The sequence below is a fragment of the Clostridioides sp. ZZV14-6150 genome (genome assembly GCF_020657875.1).
Taxonomy (GTDB): domain Bacteria; phylum Bacillota; class Clostridia; order Peptostreptococcales; family Peptostreptococcaceae; genus Clostridioides.
In genome coordinates this window covers 405,087-423,455 of record NZ_JAGWDA010000002.1, presented here as the reverse complement: position 1 = coordinate 423,455, position 18,369 = coordinate 405,087, and the positions used below count along the sequence as shown (strand labels likewise).

Below are 18,369 nucleotides of genomic sequence, written 5' to 3'. Positions count from 1 at the left end.
TGAAAAGTTTAAGATATTATGGAGTCTCCTATATTTTAGGAAACTCCTGTTTATCAATTATAAATAACATAGTAGTATTTTTATTTGCCATATATCTCACTTTCAATTAAACAAGTCCATTATCTCATTATCAGATAAATTTCTTAATACACCTTCATTAGAAAGTTCTCCATTTATAAATTGATTTATAAGCTCTTTTTTACTTTCTTGTAATTTTATTATCTTTTCTTCTATGGTGCCTTTAGCAATTAACTTTATAACTTGTACTACATTTTTTTGACCAAATCTATGAGCTCTGTCACTAGCTTGATTTTCTACTGATGGATTCCACCATGGGTCAAAGTGGATTACAATATCAGCAGTTGTAAGATTTAATCCTGTCCCACCTGCCTTTAAAGATATTAAAAAAACTTTTTTGTCAGTACTCTTATTAAATTCATCTACAAGTTCAAGCCTTTCTTTAGCACTAGTTTTACCATCTATATAGTGATATGCAATTTTACACTTATCAAGTTCCTTGCCTATGTTTTTAAGGACAGATGTAAATTGCGAAAATAATAATATCTTGTGATTTTCATTTATACTATCTCTAAGTATTTCTAGACACGTTTCTATTTTTGAACTTTTTTTATTATAATCTTTTACCACTATACTTGGGTCCAAACAAAGTTGTCTTAGTTTAGTTAAATAAGAGAAAATAACTATTTTATCTTTCTTAAGATTCTTATCTTTCATTTTATCTTGTATATCTTTTGCATATACACTATATATTTTTTTCTGCTCCTTATTTAATTCAACAAAAAAGTTTTTCTCAATCTTATCTGGCAGTTCTTTCATTACTTCTTTTTTACTTCTTCTAAGAATAAAAGGTTTTATAAGTCTTTTTAAATTTTCAACATTATCTTCTTTATTTATAAATAACTCTTGAAATTTTCCTCTACTATATAAATATCCAGGCATTATAAAATCAAATATAGACCATAACTCTAATAAATTGTTTTCCATAGGTGTACCAGTAAGTGCAAACTTATTTTTGGCATTTATATTTTTTACAGCTTCTGTTACTAAAGCCACTGGATTTTTAATGTTTTGAGCCTCATCTATTACACAATAATCAAAAATTATTTCACTATATCTTTCTAAGTCATTTCTGAGAGTACCATATGTTGTAAGGACTACATTAAAATTGTTTATTTCTCTAAAACACTTTTCTCTATCTTTTTTATTTCCATGTATCAATAGAACTTTTATATCTGGAGCAAATTTTTCAAATTCATTTTTCCAATTATAAATAAGTGATGTTGGCGTAACAATAATACTTTTTTTATTGGATACAGATAATAAAAATGTAATAGTTTGTATTGTTTTTCCAAGTCCCATTTCATCAGCTAATATACCACCAAATTTATAAAAATCTAAAACTTTAAACCAATTAAAACCATTTATTTGGTAGTCACGTAGATTTGCTTTTAAATTACTTGGAATTTCTGGACTTATAACATTAAAATTTCTAAATTTTTCACATGTATTCTCTAATTCTTTTTCACCATTTATAAATTTTAAGTTTTTACCTTTTATCATTTCATTTATATACAGAGCTTTATTATTATGAATTTTATTATCTTTTGATTTATCAATTACATCCAAATTTTCAACCAGTTCAAAAAAGTCTTTAGTTTCTTTTTCTGATAAGTCTATAAAACTTCCATCTTTTAGTTTATAAAAAGTACGTTTTTCTTGGAGAGCTTTTAGAATATCTTTGTACTCTTTTGGATTTATATCAGATATATTAAAATTAAATTCTAGATAATTTTGATTAGTTTGATTAATTGAAGCTTGAATTGATGAAGAATTATATATTTTCTTCAATTTAAACTTCTCAGAATAATAGATATCTCCAAATTCCTTTAAAGGTTCTAACTGTAAATCTAAAAATGTAAATAGGTCATAGTCAGTTCCTTTAAATGTATATCTGTTATTTTCTTTTACAAATTGTGAAGAAAGCATTTTATTTTCAATTTTAGCCTCTTTTTGTATGTTGGGAAGTATAAATTTTTTACCATCTTCATCATCATAGATATACTTTATGTCGCAACATACATTGCCATCAATTATATCAAAGTAAAACTCTGTTTCAAAATCGTTTGCGATATTATTTTTTATGTTTTCATCCAAATAAACTTCTTTGGATATTGACTTTAATTTAGGAACTAATAGACCTAAAACATCTTTAGAGTCTTCTTTATCAAATTTTAATTCCTTAGATTTTGATAATACTTGATAGATTTTTGAATAATCGTTAGCCTTTTTATGAGACAATAAGTAGATATTATTGTCATATAAAAGTACATCATTCTTTCTAGTAAGTGGAACAGGTAGTAAGTCTTTGGAAGATAAGACAATTTTATCCTCTATATTTTTAAAATTAAATTTTATTGGCAAAATATCGCTTAATACTTTTGGATGATATTCTTCTTTAGAAAAAATAAGAGTAAAATCCTTGTATTTAAGAGCATTTAAAAATTGTTTCAGAGAACTCATATTTATTTCCATGAACTTTTTTGAATATGACGAAGAAAAATTATATGAAAGATTTGTTCCATATTCTTCTATCATATCTATCAACTGCTCATCCTCATCAGCAAAATAATGGATATTAGGATTATAAATAAATTTTTTTCCAAATTCCAATTCATATCCATTAAGTTTTGAATATGCAAATTCAGTAATATTTTTTAAAACATACATTTTATTGATTCCAATTTTAAACTCAGCAATTGCTTTATTTGAATCAATGCTTAATAATACATCTAAATTGACTCTTTCTTTTTTAGTATCATTAAAAAAAGAAAGTAGTTGTTTACTTAAATCCAAGCTGACTTTAGAATCAGTCTTAGAAAGTTTATCTTTATCCTCATCTAATATGTCTATTAGAACAGGAGGAATGTCATTTTTACTTTTTATTTGCTTTAGGCTTTTTATCACGATAGCAACTAAATGTTTACATATAAAGATGCTTCGATTTGTAATATTTGATTGACAATCAACACAGCTACAGTCACTTTCAATTATTTTAAAGTGTTTTATATCTATTGTTATTAAATTAAAATAAAAGCTATAATTATCCTCAGAATTGACTCCACCACGAAATGTTAGCAAGTTATTTTGTAAGTCATCAATATCAATGTCTATATAATCAACTAATTGATTATTATAGTATTTTATACCTCTTGACCACCTTGATGGTTCTGTATTTCTTTTGATTAATTTATATATCATATCTATTTTCATCTTATTCACCTTACCTCACTGTATATATTATAATCTAAATCTATTCAATTTACACTCTAAATACAGTGTTTAAATTAAAGCATATATAAATAGTTTTTATCTATTGCAAAATATATATAAATAACAATTTACTATTAGATTTTTATTGTAATATCCTGTAAACTAGGAGTGAAAAATAATGATTTAAGTAGTTTATTAACGTATATATAATTTAATTATTAAAAGTATATTTTAAATTTATAATATATAAAATTAAAAATGTGATATATAAAATTAAAAGAATGTATAATAATTATAGTGCTTTATATTTATCATTGGGAAAGGAAAATATTGATATGGATAGTTATAAATTGATTAAGGCTAAGATACCATGCAAAGAAACAGGAATAGAAATAAAGAGGACTTTATGTGATATTTGTTCTCCAGGAATTCATTGTGGAATTGATGCATAGTCAAAGATGGTAAAGTAATAAAAATAGAAGGTACAAAAGAGCATCCAATGAACAGAGGGTTGTTGTGTACAAAGGGTCTTTGTAATAGAGAATATATGTATAGAGAAGATAGAATAAAAACACCACTGAAGAGGATTGGAAAAAGAGGTGAAGGAAAGTTTAAGCCAATATCATGGGAAGAAGCTTATAGTGAAATAGGGGAAAAATTAAATAAAATAAAAGTCGAATATGGAGCAAAACATGTAGCATTTTTTACGGGGTATGGAAAGTGGTATAGACCGTTTTTACAAAGGTTTGCATCTTCATTTGGTTCTCCTAATTATGGTACAGAATCAAGCTCATGTTCAACATCAGCACAAATGGCTGGAAATGTTGCAACTGGAAGAAATTTTACAATGCAGGATATGGAAAATGCAAAGACTTATTTAGGTTGGGGATTTAATCCATACTACTCTAAATTTTTAAATAGTGTAAATCTAAGTAAACTAAAGGAAAAAGGTTTAAAATTTATAATTGTAGACCCTAGGATAACACCAACAACTCAAAAAATAGCAGATTTGCATTTGAGAGTTAAGCCTGGTACTGATGGAGCTTTAGCCCTTGGAATGGCTAATTTATTTATAGAAAAAGATTTGATAGATAAAGAATACATAGAAAAACATGTACATGGATTTGATGAATACAAGGAATACGTAAAATTATTTGATTTAGATACTGTCAGCAAAGTTACAGGAGTTTCTAAAGGTGATATAGTAAAAGCTGTAGAGATGTTATCGCAAGGTCCATTCTGTATAAATGAAAGTGCTGCTCCAGTAGTTCATCACCAAAATGGATTTCAAAATTATAGGGCAATGATGTCTCTATCTGCTATAACAGGTAATTATGATAAAATTGGAGGTAACATACCAAAACAAGATTATTTTGCTGGTAAAGTAGGAGGATTTCAAACATTAGAAAAAGAGTTTGTAAAAGAAGCTCTACCTAAAAATATAAATGAAAGAATTGGTGGGGAAAGATTTCCTCTTTGGAATGAAATGGTAACTCAATTTCAAGCTATGGATTTAACTCGACAAATAGAAGAAAAGACACCTTATGAAATAAAAGCATTGTTTTGTCATGGTATAAATGCTAGAATGTTTCCTAATTCAGGTAGGCTTTTTAACGCACTAAACACTGTAGATTTCTTTGTCAATATAGATTTATTTATGACAGATGCATCAAAATATGCAGATATACTTTTACCTGCATGCACATCTTTTGAAAGAGAAGAATGTAAGAGTTATCCAGGTGGGTATATTACATATACGAAAAAAGTAATTGATACATTATATGATTCAAAATCAGATGTAGAAATACTTTCTGACTTAGCAAATGTTATGGGAATAGAGGATGATTTGTTAAAAGCAGGCTATGAAGCAAGTATAAGATACATGTTTAAAGGAACTTGTGTAGATGTAGATGAGCTTAAAGAAAGTGATTTGCCATTGAAATGTAAAGATTTTAAACCATATGAAGTAGGTTCATATACAAGAGAAGGATATGACACTAGTACATCTAAGTTTGAATTAAAATCTACAATTATTGAGAAATATAAAGATTTTGGATTAGACGCATTACCAACATACAAAGAATTTAATGATGATATAGATGAGTATACTTACCTATTAACATCAGGGGCAAGAATTCCAAATGCATTACACTCAAGACTTCATGATGTTAAGCTTTCAAGAATATTAAAAAATGAGGCTAGTTGTGACATTTCTAGTTTAGATGCAAAAGACTTAGGTATTAATAATGGAGATTATGTAAAAATAACTACTAAAATAGGAAGTTTGAATGTAAAGGTCAATGTTACTGATAGAGTTTTATATAAAAACATACATATGTATCATGGATATAGAGAAGCTGATGTAAATAGTATCATCTGTGATAATTTTGACCCTTATAGTGGATTCCCTGCATATAGAAGTTGTAAGTGTAAGATTGAAAAAGTGAATAAATAATTGGAGGGATATAATGAAAAGTTTATTTGAATTTAATAAAGAGTTATGTACAGCATGTGGGGCTTGTTTACTTGCTTGTATAGACCAAAATGATAATGACATAGATAAGGGTGAACTTTTTAGACATGTATTTACAGTGGAAGAAAAAGAAAAGGTAGAATATTTCTCATTATCATGTGTTCATTGTGATGAAGCAAAATGTGTAGATGTATGTCCTAAAGATTGTTTTAAAAAAGAACATAAATTTGTCATATTAGATAATCAAGATTGTATCGGATGTAAACTTTGTGAAAAAGCTTGTGAATATGGAGCTTTGATTTATGGAAATGATGGTAAGGCAAACAAGTGTAATGGTTGTGTTGAACGAAATGAGTGTGGTATGGATGCACCTTGTGTAATGGTATGTCCTACAGGAGCATTAAAGTTTAATATGGAAGTGTAGATTAAGTATAAATTATAATTTATACTAAGATGTAAAATGAACTTTGTAAAAGACTACATTAAATTTGTATTATAACGAGTTTAATGTAGTCTTTTTTATGTATATACTTATAAAATAAAAAATTGAGATAGTTAGAAGTTTAAATTTTTATTTCAAAAAGTTTGTCTTATAAATTACTAATCAATTAATATGTTTAAGAATTTTTCTTTATGATTTAAAAAATCTTGAGTAAGTTGATAATTTTCGCTGTCTTCGCATTTAACTTTATTAATGCCATTCTCATTTACTTCATAGATGATTGAATTAGGATAACAAATTAATATGGGTGAGTGTGTTGCTATGATGAATTGGCAATTTTGGGTTACTAATTCGTGTAATCTTGTTATAAAAGCCATCTGTCTAGCAGGTGAAAGTGCTGCCTCTGGTTCATCTAATATATATATTCCTTCTTTAGAAAATTTATGAATAAATAATGAGAAGAAGGATTCACCATGAGATTGTTCATGCAATGATACTCCTCCATAATAGTTTATAGTTTTTACTCCTGACGAAAACATAGAAGCTTTATCTATTGCAGTAGCTACATTATAAAAAGATTCAGCTCTCAAGAAAAAATTTTGCTTAGGTTTTTTAGGTCCTTTTGTGATTGTTATATATTTATGAAGTTCAGAGTGGCTATTATAAGTACTAAAGCCAAAGTTTTTTGTCCCACCTTCAGGGTTGAATCCATATTCAATAGCTATTGCTTCTAATAATGTTGATTTTCCACTTCCATTTTCACCAATTATAAAAGTTACGTTTTTATGAAACTCAAGTTGATATAAGTTTTTTACTATTGGTAGATTAAATGGATATTCATTTATACTATGTATACCTTTTCTGTTTAGTTTAACTGACCTAATATATTGATTTATTTTTTCAGCATTCAAATTTAAAACTCCCTTTTATTGATTTTAATATACTTATTATAACTTAAAATTAGTGACTAAATTTGATATTAAAAATGGCTATATAAGTGGGTAAGGAAATAGTTTTTTTCTATTGGAAAAATAAAGAAAATTCTATTATAATTGAACATGTGACAAAAGTTTGCAAAAAACAACATTAAGTGAGGGGGACTTATTTTATGATTTTTAGCATGAAATATTTTTTGGAATTATTTCCAATAATAATGAAATCATTCAATGTAACTGTGATTTTAGCAATAAGTTCACTGGTATTTTCATTAATTATAGGAACGATAGTAGCGTTATCATCTTATTATAAAGTCAAAGTATTAAATCAAATATGCAAAGTATATGTATCAATATTTAGAGGTACACCTCTTATGCCACAGTTGTTCTTTTTATATTTTGGTTTGGCCTATATGAGTGATTTTGTAAAAAATATGGATCCAGTATTTGCAACATCTATAGTACTTAGTTTGAATATGGGAGCTTATATGTCAGAAACGATAAGAGCATCTATAATTTCAATTGATAAGGGGCAGATAGAAGCAGCATATGCAATGGGATTAACAAATTTACAAACAATGAAAAGAATTGTTGTACCACAGGCAATAAGAGTTGCATTGCCATCATTATTCAATAATTTTATAGATTTAATTAAAGGTTCTTCTGTAGCTTTTGTTGTTGGAGTAAATGATATAATGGGTGCTGCCAAATCACAAGGAGCATTAAGTTTTAAGTTCTTTGAGGTATATGGAGCAGTTATGGTAATTTATTGGTGTATAATAACTCTTTTAAGTTGGGGGCAAAAAAAATTAGAAAAGAAAATCAGCAATTATTAGGTCATAAAAAAAATACATAGAAAAGTATTTTATATAAAAAATAATGTGAGGAGAAGAGACATGATAAAAAGAAATATTATAAAATGTTTGGTAGCAGTTTTGTCATTAACAGTTTTAGTCACGGGTTGTACAAAAAAGGAAGAAGCAAAGGATGAAAAAATTATAACTGTAGCTTCATCTAACTCAGCAGACCCATATTCTTATGTTGATAATGGAGAACATAAAGGGTTTGAAGTTGACATGTGGAAAGAAATAGGTAAAAGAAGTGGATATAAAATAAAAATGGAACCAACAGGTTTTAGTTCTATATTTGGAATGTTAGATTCAGGTAAAGTTGATGTAGCAGCCAACTTTTTTGGAATGTCTAAAGAGAGATTAGAAAAATATGATGCTTCTGTTCCTTATGGCTCTGATTCTGTATGTATAGCTGTAAAAGATGGAAACAATGAAATAAACAAGCTTGAAGATTTAAAAGGAAAAGTAGTAGCAGTATCAGAAGGTTCTCAAGGTCAACAAGTTGCAGCAACTGTTAATAAAGATAATTTATTTGAAGAAAAGGTTTATGGTGATGGAACTAATGGTCTTCAAGATTTAGATTTAGGAAGAGTTAGTGCATGGATTGATGCAGAACTTACTGTTGTAGGAGATTCTAAAAAAGCTAATATGAAAGTAAGAGTGTTAGACGAAAAATTATCAGTTACTAATATAGCTTATTTCTTTAAGAAAAATGATGAAAAATCAAAAGTTATAAAAGAAGATGTAAACAAGGCAATTGAAGAAATGCTTGCAGATGGAACAGTGAAAAAAATATCCGAGAAATGGTTTGGAATGGATGTAAGTGCTGATATACAAAAATAAATATTTTAAAGATAAAATATAAAATTGTGATAACTATAGATAAAATTATGAAAATGTAAATTTATCTATAGTTATCTGTGTATTATAATGTATTTAGATTAGCCCTTATAAATTAAAATAAGTTATGGAGGTCTTATAAATGATTGAAGATAAAATAAAATCTATTGCACTAAAAAATAATGAAAAGGTTATAAAAATAAGACGACAAATACATAGCAATCCAGAATTAGCATTTAAAGAATTTGAAACATCAAAACTTATAAAAAAAGAACTAGATAAGCTTAATATTGAATACATAGATGTTGCAGGTACAGGAGTATTAGCAACTATAAAAGGAAACAATAATGGCAAAAAAACAATGCTACTTAGAGCCGATATGGATGGGCTTCCAATAAAAGAAGAAAATGATTTAGAATTTAAATCTACAAATGATAATATGCATGCTTGTGGGCATGATGCACATGTTTCATGGTTACTAGGGGCAGCAATGATTTTAAATGACATAAAAGAAGAACTGCATGGAAATGTAAAATTACTATTTCAACCAGGTGAAGAAAAAGGTGGTTCTGATATTGTAATCAAGGAAAATGTACTTGAAGGTGTGGACGTATTAGCAACAGGCCATTGTTGGCCAACTATTGAATCAGGGAAAATTGGAATTGCTAGAAATTGTGCTATGGCAGCAACGAATACTTTTGAAATAACAATAATTGGTAAAGGTGGTCATGGAGCAGAACCTCACAATTGTATAGACCCAATTGCGGTTGGAAATGCAGTATATACATCCATCCAGCAGATAGTTTCAAGAAAAATTGACCCAGTTGTACCAGTAGTGGTGTCTATTTGTTCTTTTAATTCTGGTATCTCTAAAAATATAATACCAGATATATGTATACTTCAAGGAACTATTAGAGCTGTAAGTCAGGAAAAAGTACTTGAAATAAGTGAAGTACTAGAGCATATGGTAAGAAATATATGTAAAGCTCATGGAGCAGATTGCAAGTTTGAAAAGAGTGCAGGAGGAGATGCTGTCGTAAATGATAAAAATATGATAGAACTAGGAAGAAAAAGTGCTTTAAAAATACTTGGAGATGAAAATATTGAAATGATTGATTTCCCAGCAATGACAGGTGAAGATTTTGCTATTTATATGAAGGAAAGACCTGGTTTATTTATGTATATAGGGGTAGGTAATAAAGAAAAAAATATAAATTACAGACTTCATAATAACAAGTTTAATATAGATGAAAAATGTCTAAGTACAGCATCTTCATTATTTGCACAACTTGCAGTAGATTATCTTTGTCAATTTTAGGCTATAGTTATAAGAATATATTTTATTTAAAAATAAAATGACTAAGTTATTTTTAGATTTGAAATTAACATATTAATTTTAGTTTCAAGTATGTGATTAGTCTATTATATTTATTAAAAAGGGTGGATAATAATGATAAAAGTAGAGAATTTGCATAAAAGTTTTAAAGGTACAGAAGTTCTTAAAGGTATAAATTTAGAAATAAATCAAAGCGAAGTAGTAGCCATACTTGGTCCATCTGGAACAGGTAAATCTACGTTACTTAGATGTTTAAATTATTTAGTTGAGCCTACAAAAGGAAAAATAATGATTGGAGATGTAAAAGTAGATGTAGAAAAAGCAACAAAAAAGGATATAGCAAATTTAAGAAAACATACATCTATGGTATTCCAAAACTATAACCTATTTAAAAATAAAACAGCATTAGAAAATGTAATGGAAGCATTGATAGTAGTACATAAAAAGAGTAAACAAGAAGCTAGAGAAATTTCGCTAAAATTAATAGAAAAAGTTGGGATGTTGGATAGAAAAGATTTTTATCCATCAAAGTTATCTGGTGGTCAGCAACAAAGAATAGGTATAGCTAGAGCAATGGCAGTAAATCCAAATGTAATATTATTTGATGAACCAACATCTGCACTTGACCCAGAACTTGTTGGAGAAGTTTTAAGTGTTATAAAATCGCTTGCAAAAGAGGGAATAACAATGCTTATTGTGACTCACGAAATAAATTTTGCAAAAGAAGTTGCTGATAAAATTATATTTATGGATAATGGGGTGATAGCTGAAGAAGGAACTCCTGATGAAATATTTAATAATCCAAAAAATGAAAGAACAGCAAAATTTTTAAATATTATTAGGAAAGAAGAAGTATTTAATTAAAAACATATAATTGAAGTATGTCTTAAAATATATGAGATACTTTCATAAAAGTAAGCTAATTAACATACAAAATTAATAGATATCTTAATTATATAAATCAAGATATCTATTAATTTTTTGAGTAAAAATATAAATTCTAGATTTAAACGTAATATCTATAATTTGAATTAATTAAAATCATGTGTATTTAATTGTATAAATTTAAATATCAAACTTATTTTGGAAACAAAAGATTTCAAACTTATTTTTGTTAAAGGATAATAAACCTTCATCTCTCATTTTTCCAAGTTCTCTTGACATAGAACTTCTATCAACACATAAAAAGTCAGCCATTTCATTTCTTGAAAAAGGAATTGTAAACTTATAGTTACCCGTTCTCTCTATTTGATTTGAAAGGTACATGAGTAATTTTTCACGAGTTGTTTTACAAGAAAGTAACTCTATTTTGTTATGAAGTAAAATATTTTTTTCAGCTATTAATTGTAACATATTTTCAATAAGTCTATTGTGAAATTCACATGTAGACGAACAAATACCAGTTACACTTTTAAACTTTATAAATAGAACCTCACATGAAGATGTTGTCACTACTGTTACAGTACTTTTATGTAGTCTAGTACAAGCAAACACCTCTCCAAATAAATCACCAGGTAAAAGCTCAGCTACAATATTTCTATTACCTTCAATGTCTTCTTTTATTATGTGTGCACTTCCATTAAGCATAATTCCAATAGAAGTCACTTCATTTCCTACAGAAAATATTATGTTGTCTTTTGGATAAGTCTTATCAATAACACCCAAACATTCTAACATTGCTTCAAGTTCATCATCTTTAATTCCTTCAAACAGAGAAATTTTTCTTAATAGATTTATATGTTTTTCTAAAAATTTTTTCAAATAATCACTTCCTTGTTGCATATGCAACCGATAATTTGTTTTTATTGTACTATACTAAATTTATAAAATCAAGGAGATATAAAAATCCTGATACAAAAACTTAAAACAAAAAGATCTATGTCTTAAAAATAAATATCTAGTAAAGTAGTATTTTAAACAAAAAAATTTTTATGAGGTGATATAAATGATTAGAAAAATAATTAAAATTGATGAAGAAAAATGTAATGGTTGTGGATTATGTGTTGAAGCTTGTCATGAAGAAGCTATAGGTATGGTAAATGGAAAAGCAAAACTTTTAAGAGATGATTATTGCGATGGTTTAGGGGATTGTTTACCAACTTGTCCAACGAATGCAATTTCATTTGAAAATAGAGAGGCTGCAGAATATGATGAAGAAGCAGTAAAAGCAAACATGGAGGCAAAGAGAGCACAAAAAGAAAATTTAGCATGTGGATGTCCAGGTTCTAAGTCTAAGTCTATAAAAAGACAAGATTTAGATACTATATCTACAAATAACGATATAGTAATGGAGGCACAAGGGTCTCAGCTTAATCAGTGGCCAGTGCAAATAAAACTAGTACCTGCTAATGCATCATACTTAAAGAATGCAAGTCTTTTAATAGCAGCAGACTGTACAGCATATGCATATGGAAATTTCCATAATAAATTTATGAAAAATAAGGTTACATTAATTGGTTGCCCTAAACTTGATGAAGTTGATTATGCTGAAAAACTTACAGAAATTTTAAAATTAAATGATATTAAAAATATAGTGGTAACACGTATGGAGGTACCTTGTTGTGGTGGTATCGTAAATTCAGTTAAAACAGCTCTACAAAGTAGTGGAAAGATGATACCATGGCAAGTAATTACTATATCTGTAGATGGGAAAATAGTAGATGGAGAAATCTAATTAAGTAAATCGTAGACAATTTAATAAATTTTAATAAATAAAATGAAATGGGAGGAATAAAAAATGGAGAATATGTTTTGTTTTCAATGTGAACAGACAGTTGGTGGTAAAGGATGTACTATAAACGGAGCTTGTGGTAAAAAAGGGGGAACAGCCAATTTACAAGATGAACTTACAGGAGTATTAATTGGACTTTCAAGAGCAACTGTTGGAAATAAAAATAGACCAACAAGAGAAACAGATAAAGTTATGATAGAAGGATTGTTTACTACTGTAACAAATGTAAGTTTTGATGATGAAGCTATAAAAAGACAAATTGAAAAAACTGAACTAGCAAAAAGTGAACTTGTACCTAGATGTTCAGATTGCTCGACAACTTGTAGTAGAAATGACAACTACGATATGAAGAATTTATGGAATGATAATGAAGATATACGTTCATTAAAATCGTTGATTTTATTTGGATTAAGAGGTATGGCTGCTTATGCTTATCATGCAATGGTACTTGGATATACAGATAAAGAAGTGAATGACTTTTTCTATGAAGGGTTAGTAGCAGTTGGAGAAGACTTATCTAGTGAGGAACTTTTAGGATTTGTAATGAAAACTGGAGAAATAAACTTAAAATGTATGGAATTACTTGATAGAGCAAATACCGAAACTTATGGAACACCAGAACCAACTCAAGTACCTATGAAAATTGAAAAAGGTCCATTTATTGTAGTTACAGGGCATGACCTTTATGATTTACACAAATTGCTAGAGCAAACAAAAGATAAGGGAATAAACATATACACTCATGGAGAATTATTACCAGCACATGCATATCCAAAATTAAAAGAATATAAGCATTTAAAAGGAAATTTTGGTACAGCATGGCAAAATCAACAAAAAGAATTTGACAATATACCTGCTCCAATATTATTTACGACAAACTGTTTAATGCCTGTTAAGGATAGTTATAGAGATAGAGTATTTACTACAGAAGTGGTTGCTTATCCTGGTATGATTCATATTGGAGAAGATAAAGATTTTTCTAGTGTCATAGAAAAAGCACTTGAACTTGGAGGATATAAAGAAGATATGCATATGACTGGAATAAATGGAGGTGATATGCTAACTACTGGTTTTGCAAGAGGAACAGTTTCATCTGTACAAGATACAGTAGTAGAAGCTGTAAAAAATGGAGCTATAAGACACTTTTTATTAGTTGGTGGTTGTGATGGTGCAAAACCTGGAAGAAATTATTATACTGAATTTGTAAAACAAGCTCCTGATGACACTGTTATATTGACTCTTGCATGTGGAAAATATAGATTTAATGATTTAAATCTTGGAGAAATAGGTGGTTTACCACGTTTAATGGATATGGGACAATGCAATGATACTTACAGTGCAATTCAAGTGGCTGTTCTATTGGCAAATGCTTTTGAATGTGATGTAAATGAATTACCTCTTAGCATAGTGCTATCATGGTATGAACAAAAAGCTGTTTGTGTACTTCTTACATTGCTTTACTTAGGTATAAAAAATATCTATATAGGACCTTCTTTACCAGCATTTTTATCTCAAAATGTATTAAATATATTGGTTGAAAAATTTGCTTTAACTCCTATATCTACTCCAGAAGAAGATATGAAAAAAATATTAGGATAAAGAGTATACGCTTAATTAATAAGGTATAAATTTTATAATCGAAGTATTATTAAGCTTAATTATAATTAATATAAATAAGGGGGTGGCTTTGTATAAAGTCAACCCTTATTTATGTTTTTATGGTCTATTACAAAGTAGATACTATTTTAATCAACTGTTTACAATAAATCATACTTTTAAACTTATAATACTTAAAATATGTGTATAGTATAAACAAATAAAAAGTATAGTTTTAATAGTGCAGGATACTGAATTTAATTATAGAAAGAGGAACTTTGTAATATAGAATTTGCATAATATATATATACTATAGTGTAATTATTTTAACTAAAATTTAAAAGATATAAGGCTTTTATATGGGGGTATGTGTATATGAAAAATTCGAATTTTAATATATTAACGTTCGATGGTGGTGGATTAAAAGGAGCATTAAGTATATCCATACTTGAGAGACTAGTAGAGGAGTATCCAAGTTTATTAAATAATATAAATATGTTTGGAGGAACATCTACAGGTAGTTTGATTGCATTAGGGCTTGCATATGGTGTAAGCCCTAAAGAGATAAAGACACTTTATTCAATTGAAAATTCAAAGTATATTTTCAACAAGAGTTATGCAGAAATGCTTAGACCAAAGTATGAAAATAAAAATCTAAAGGAAATTTTGCTAAGTATATTTCCAGAGGATTTAGAATTGAAAGATTTAAATAAACTAGTCATGGTGCCAAGCTTTTATATAGGCAATGAAGAACATTCATGGAAGCCTGTATTTTATAATAATATGCCAAATTCTCTTACTAAAACTAGTAAAGTTGTAGACGTAGCAATGGCAAGTAGTGCTGCACCAGTATTTTTCCCAACCTATAATTGTCATGTTGATGGTGGAATAATAGCAACTGATCCAAGTCTAGCATGTATAGTTTATTCAATTGACAGTGGACTTAAGTTAAATTATAAAAATACAAGACTTTTTTCTATAGGGACTGGATATGTATATAATAGTATAAAGACAGATACAACTGAATGGGGAGCTATTGACTGGATAATCAATAAGAAGCCAGACTTACCAATTATATCTGTTACACTAGAAGGGAATTCTCAAATGAGTCAATTATTTTCTCAAAAACTTCTTGGAGATAATTACTATAGGTTAAATCCTAGAATGGAAAGAGAGGTAGCTATGGATGATTGTGATTCACTAGAATACTTAATATCTTTAGGTGAAAACTGTGATATAAAAGATGCATTTGAATGGATAAATAGAAAAAGTTTTTATAAAAATTAAGTATAGTTTTTAATTATATTTATAAGTAGAGAATTTCTATAGTTTATAATTTTGATAAAAAATTTTGCAATTTTAGATACATTAATATCATATAGTATTTTCTAAATAAAGTAAAAAATAATAAAATACAAGATTATTAAGTTACTTCTTAGGGAATAAATAAAATATAATTTTTTTAAGGAGTGATGAAAATGATAAAACTTGCTACTTTTGCAGGTGGGTGTTTTTGGTGTATGGTAAAACCTTTTGATAAATATGATGGGGTTATAAAAGTAGTTTCTGGATATACAGCTGGTCATGTTGAAAATCCTACATACCAAGAAGTATGTTCAGGAACAACTGGCCATGTTGAAGCTATTCAAATAACTTATGATGATAACATAATAAGTTATGATGAACTTTTAAATATATTTTGGAAGCAAATTAATCCTACAGATGATGGTGGACAATTTGGTGATAGAGGAACTCAATATAAAACCGCTATATTTTATCATGATGAAGAGCAAAAAAATACAGCTTTGGAGTCAAAAGAAAGCTTAGAAAATAGTAAAATATTTGATAGTAAGATAGTTACTGAAATAATTCCAGCAACTAAGTTTTATGAAGCAGAAGAAAATCATCAAGATTATTATAAAAAAAGACCATTGAATTATAATATGTATTACAAAGGTTCAGGAAGATATAATTTTGTAAAAAGTTATTGGGATGGAAATAATGTAGATAGGGAAGCGTTAAAAAAGACTTTAACTCCTATTCAATTTGAAGTTACTCAAAATGATATGACAGAAGTACCTTTCGAAAATGAATATTACGATAATAATGAAGAAGGCATCTATGTAGATATAGTAAGTGGAGAGGTTTTATTTTCTTCAAAGGACAAATTTGATGCAGGATGTGGATGGCCTAGCTTTGCAAAGCCAGTTATAGATAAGTCTGTAATTGAAAGAAGCGATTTTTCACAAGGCATGTATAGGGTTGAAGTAAGAAGTGCTAAAGGAAATTCTCATCTAGGTCATGTTTTTGATGATGGGCCAAAGGAACTTGGAGGTTTAAGGTATTGTATAAATTCTGCTTCTCTTAAGTTTATACCTAAAAAAGATATGGAAGAACTAGGATATGGAGAATATTTAAAACTTTTTAAATAATTAAAACTAGTTAATATCATATATTAAGATTAGAGATGGAAATATAAATTTATGTTTTCATCTTTTGTTTTTTTGTCAATAATGTGATAAATTATTAATTGTAATGTTATAATTTATATTTGTATGATTAAAGAATTTAATTTTTGAAAGAGAGAAAACAAATGAATTTAAAAGACTTTAATGGAAAAAGATTAAAATCAGCTAGAGTTTTTAGAGCTAAAACTCTAGAACAGTTATCTAAAGAAACTAAAATAAATAAAAAAGATTTACAAGCTTTTGAAGAAAATAAGTATGTTCCAAATATTGAAAATGCATTAAAATTATCAAATATATTAAACTTCCCCAAAGAGTATTTTTATAAAAATGAAAGTATAAATGTTATTGTAGAAGATAGTCATTTTAATCCTCATTCTAAACTTCCTAGAGTAGAGGAAATTTCTTATAGAGAAAAAATAATAATTATACATAAAATATACTCGTTTATGGAAAGTTATATAAAATTTCCAAAAGAAAACTTACCAAATAGAAAACTAATTAAGGATGTTAATGTAAATGATATAGAAAGTCTTGCTAATAAGACTAGAGAACTTTGGAGTTTAAACAACAATCCAATATTAAATATGGTAAGTTTATTAGAGGCTAATGGGATTATAATATCAGGAATGAATGTAGATAGAAAAGGAGCAACAGTATTTACTCAAAAACAGAGAATTGGTAAAGAAACTAAATATCTAATATCTCTTGGGAATGATAAAAAATCAGCATCAATTAGAAACTATGATTTAGCATATGAGCTTGGATATATAATATCAAGTCAATTAGGAATACCAAATAAGCAATTCTTAGCAGATGAATATGCTTGTGCATTTTTGCTTCCAAGAGAGACTTTTTTAGAAGACTTGGTTTATCCAGAAGACATAGATTATTATGTAGAACTAAAGCAAAAATGGATTGTGCCTATATCTGTTATGATTTTTAGAGCATATAATTTAGGTGAGATAAGCTACAAAAAGTATCATTATCTTATGAGTGAAATGGATAAACGAGGATGGTTAATAGAAGAACCATTAGATAAAATGAAGGGTGTAAGTCCAGTATATTTAAAAAAAGCAGTCGAATTATTGATAGAAAACAAAATAATGAATACAGATAATATAGTATCAAATTTAGGGGATATAGGAATAAGTCTTTATCCAGAAGACCTAGAATTGTTGATGGGATTAAAAAATGGATTTCTATCTCAAAATACAAAGAAAAAAAGCAAAGTTATAAAGTTTGATGGGAAAAGATAAATTAATAATTTAATATTGAAAGATAAAAGCAGGTATTTATATTTAAGCTTTGTTGATATGGTTTTTTATCATAAGCAATTTACCTGCTTTCAATATTAAATTTAAGATATATTTAAAATATGCTATTAATTTAAATATGTATTCTAATAT

At 27.6% G+C, this 18,369-nt stretch carries 13 protein-coding genes and 1 pseudogene; 11 read left to right on the top strand and 3 right to left on the bottom strand.

From position 1 onward, the window contains the following. Positions 1-102: 102 nt before the first annotated feature. Positions 103-3,291 (bottom strand): DEAD/DEAH box helicase, encoded by a 3,189-nt coding sequence (locus KGF41_RS04410; protein ID WP_227856394.1) that lies wholly within the window; start codon positions 3,289-3,291, stop codon positions 103-105. Positions 3,292-3,572: 281 nt separating this feature from the next. Between KGF41_RS04410 and KGF41_RS04405 the strand changes: the two are divergent. Both KGF41_RS04405 and KGF41_RS04400 read left to right on the top strand, forming a co-directional pair. Beyond that, positions 3,573-5,746: pseudogene (locus KGF41_RS04405) on the top strand (molybdopterin-containing oxidoreductase family protein). Positions 5,747-5,759: 13 nt separating this feature from the next. Continuing rightward, complete coding sequence (locus tag KGF41_RS04400) at positions 5,760-6,188, top strand: 4Fe-4S dicluster domain-containing protein (protein ID WP_227829542.1); 429 nt, start codon at positions 5,760-5,762, stop codon at positions 6,186-6,188. 176 nt (positions 6,189-6,364) lie between these two features. Here KGF41_RS04400 and KGF41_RS04395 read toward each other — a convergent pair whose 3' ends face one another. Beyond that, a complete protein-coding gene (locus tag KGF41_RS04395) occupies positions 6,365-7,117 on the bottom strand; it encodes an AAA family ATPase (protein WP_227829541.1) in 753 nt (250 codons plus the stop codon). 197 nt (positions 7,118-7,314) lie between these two features. Here KGF41_RS04395 and KGF41_RS04390 point away from each other — a divergent pair, with 197 nt between their 5' ends. The 4 genes from KGF41_RS04390 (at position 7,315) to KGF41_RS04375 (ending at position 11,032) form a co-directional block, all read left to right on the top strand. Then, the gene (locus KGF41_RS04390) at positions 7,315-7,977 is read left to right on the top strand and encodes an amino acid ABC transporter permease (RefSeq protein WP_227856393.1); all 663 of its coding nucleotides are present in this window, start codon (positions 7,315-7,317) and stop codon (positions 7,975-7,977) included. 60 nt (positions 7,978-8,037) lie between these two features. Further along, positions 8,038-8,835, top strand: coding sequence for an amino acid ABC transporter substrate-binding protein (locus KGF41_RS04385; protein ID WP_227856392.1), 798 nt, complete (start codon positions 8,038-8,040; stop codon positions 8,833-8,835). A gap of 139 nt (positions 8,836-8,974) precedes the next feature. Beyond that, positions 8,975-10,150, top strand: coding sequence for a M20 family metallopeptidase (locus KGF41_RS04380; protein ID WP_227856391.1), 1,176 nt, complete (start codon positions 8,975-8,977; stop codon positions 10,148-10,150). A 132-nt stretch (positions 10,151-10,282) separates the two neighbouring features. Then, positions 10,283-11,032: an amino acid ABC transporter ATP-binding protein gene (locus KGF41_RS04375; RefSeq protein ID WP_227829537.1), complete on the top strand. Its 750-nt coding sequence runs from the start codon at positions 10,283-10,285 to the stop codon at positions 11,030-11,032. 201 nt (positions 11,033-11,233) lie between these two features. On the opposite strand, the gene KGF41_RS04370 is transcribed toward KGF41_RS04375, so the two are convergent. Next, positions 11,234-11,950 carry a Crp/Fnr family transcriptional regulator gene (locus tag KGF41_RS04370; RefSeq protein ID WP_227829536.1) on the bottom strand — a complete coding sequence of 239 codons (717 nt, stop codon included), beginning with the start codon at positions 11,948-11,950 and terminating at the stop codon, positions 11,234-11,236. A gap of 163 nt (positions 11,951-12,113) precedes the next feature. Here KGF41_RS04370 and KGF41_RS04365 point away from each other — a divergent pair, with 163 nt between their 5' ends. From KGF41_RS04365 to KGF41_RS04345, 5 genes are all read left to right on the top strand, one after another. Beyond that, positions 12,114-12,842, top strand: coding sequence for an ATP-binding protein (locus KGF41_RS04365; protein WP_227856390.1), 729 nt, complete (start codon positions 12,114-12,116; stop codon positions 12,840-12,842). 63 nt (positions 12,843-12,905) lie between these two features. Continuing rightward, positions 12,906-14,498, top strand: a complete 1,593-nt coding sequence (hcp, locus tag KGF41_RS04360) for a hydroxylamine reductase (protein ID WP_227856389.1) — start codon at positions 12,906-12,908, stop codon at positions 14,496-14,498. Positions 14,499-14,870: 372 nt separating this feature from the next. Continuing rightward, positions 14,871-15,782 (top strand): patatin-like phospholipase family protein, encoded by a 912-nt coding sequence (locus tag KGF41_RS04355; protein WP_227829533.1) that lies wholly within the window; start codon positions 14,871-14,873, stop codon positions 15,780-15,782. A gap of 191 nt (positions 15,783-15,973) precedes the next feature. Beyond that, positions 15,974-16,927 (top strand): peptide-methionine (S)-S-oxide reductase MsrA, encoded by a 954-nt coding sequence (gene msrA, locus KGF41_RS04350; protein WP_227829532.1) that lies wholly within the window; start codon positions 15,974-15,976, stop codon positions 16,925-16,927. A 161-nt stretch (positions 16,928-17,088) separates the two neighbouring features. Next, the gene (locus KGF41_RS04345; protein ID WP_227856388.1) at positions 17,089-18,219 is read left to right on the top strand and encodes an XRE family transcriptional regulator; all 1,131 of its coding nucleotides are present in this window, start codon (positions 17,089-17,091) and stop codon (positions 18,217-18,219) included. Positions 18,220-18,369: the final 150 nt, after the last annotated feature.

Coding starts and splice junctions, on each gene's coding strand:
- KGF41_RS04385 (WP_227856392.1), top strand. CDS start 8,038: ATGATAAAAAGAAATATTATAAAATGTTTGGTAGCAGTTTTGTCATTA.
- KGF41_RS04380 (WP_227856391.1), top strand. CDS start 8,975: ATGATTGAAGATAAAATAAAATCTATTGCACTAAAAAATAATGAAAAG.
- hcp (WP_227856389.1), top strand. CDS start 12,906: ATGGAGAATATGTTTTGTTTTCAATGTGAACAGACAGTTGGTGGTAAA.
- msrA (WP_227829532.1), top strand. CDS start 15,974: ATGATAAAACTTGCTACTTTTGCAGGTGGGTGTTTTTGGTGTATGGTA.
- KGF41_RS04390 (WP_227856393.1), top strand. CDS start 7,315: ATGATTTTTAGCATGAAATATTTTTTGGAATTATTTCCAATAATAATG.
- KGF41_RS04370 (WP_227829536.1), bottom strand. CDS start 11,950: ATGCAACAAGGAAGTGATTATTTGAAAAAATTTTTAGAAAAACATATA.
- KGF41_RS04410 (WP_227856394.1), bottom strand. CDS start 3,291: ATGAAAATAGATATGATATATAAATTAATCAAAAGAAATACAGAACCA.
- KGF41_RS04400 (WP_227829542.1), top strand. CDS start 5,760: ATGAAAAGTTTATTTGAATTTAATAAAGAGTTATGTACAGCATGTGGG.
- KGF41_RS04365 (WP_227856390.1), top strand. CDS start 12,114: ATGATTAGAAAAATAATTAAAATTGATGAAGAAAAATGTAATGGTTGT.
- KGF41_RS04355 (WP_227829533.1), top strand. CDS start 14,871: ATGAAAAATTCGAATTTTAATATATTAACGTTCGATGGTGGTGGATTA.
- KGF41_RS04375 (WP_227829537.1), top strand. CDS start 10,283: ATGATAAAAGTAGAGAATTTGCATAAAAGTTTTAAAGGTACAGAAGTT.
- KGF41_RS04345 (WP_227856388.1), top strand. CDS start 17,089: ATGAATTTAAAAGACTTTAATGGAAAAAGATTAAAATCAGCTAGAGTT.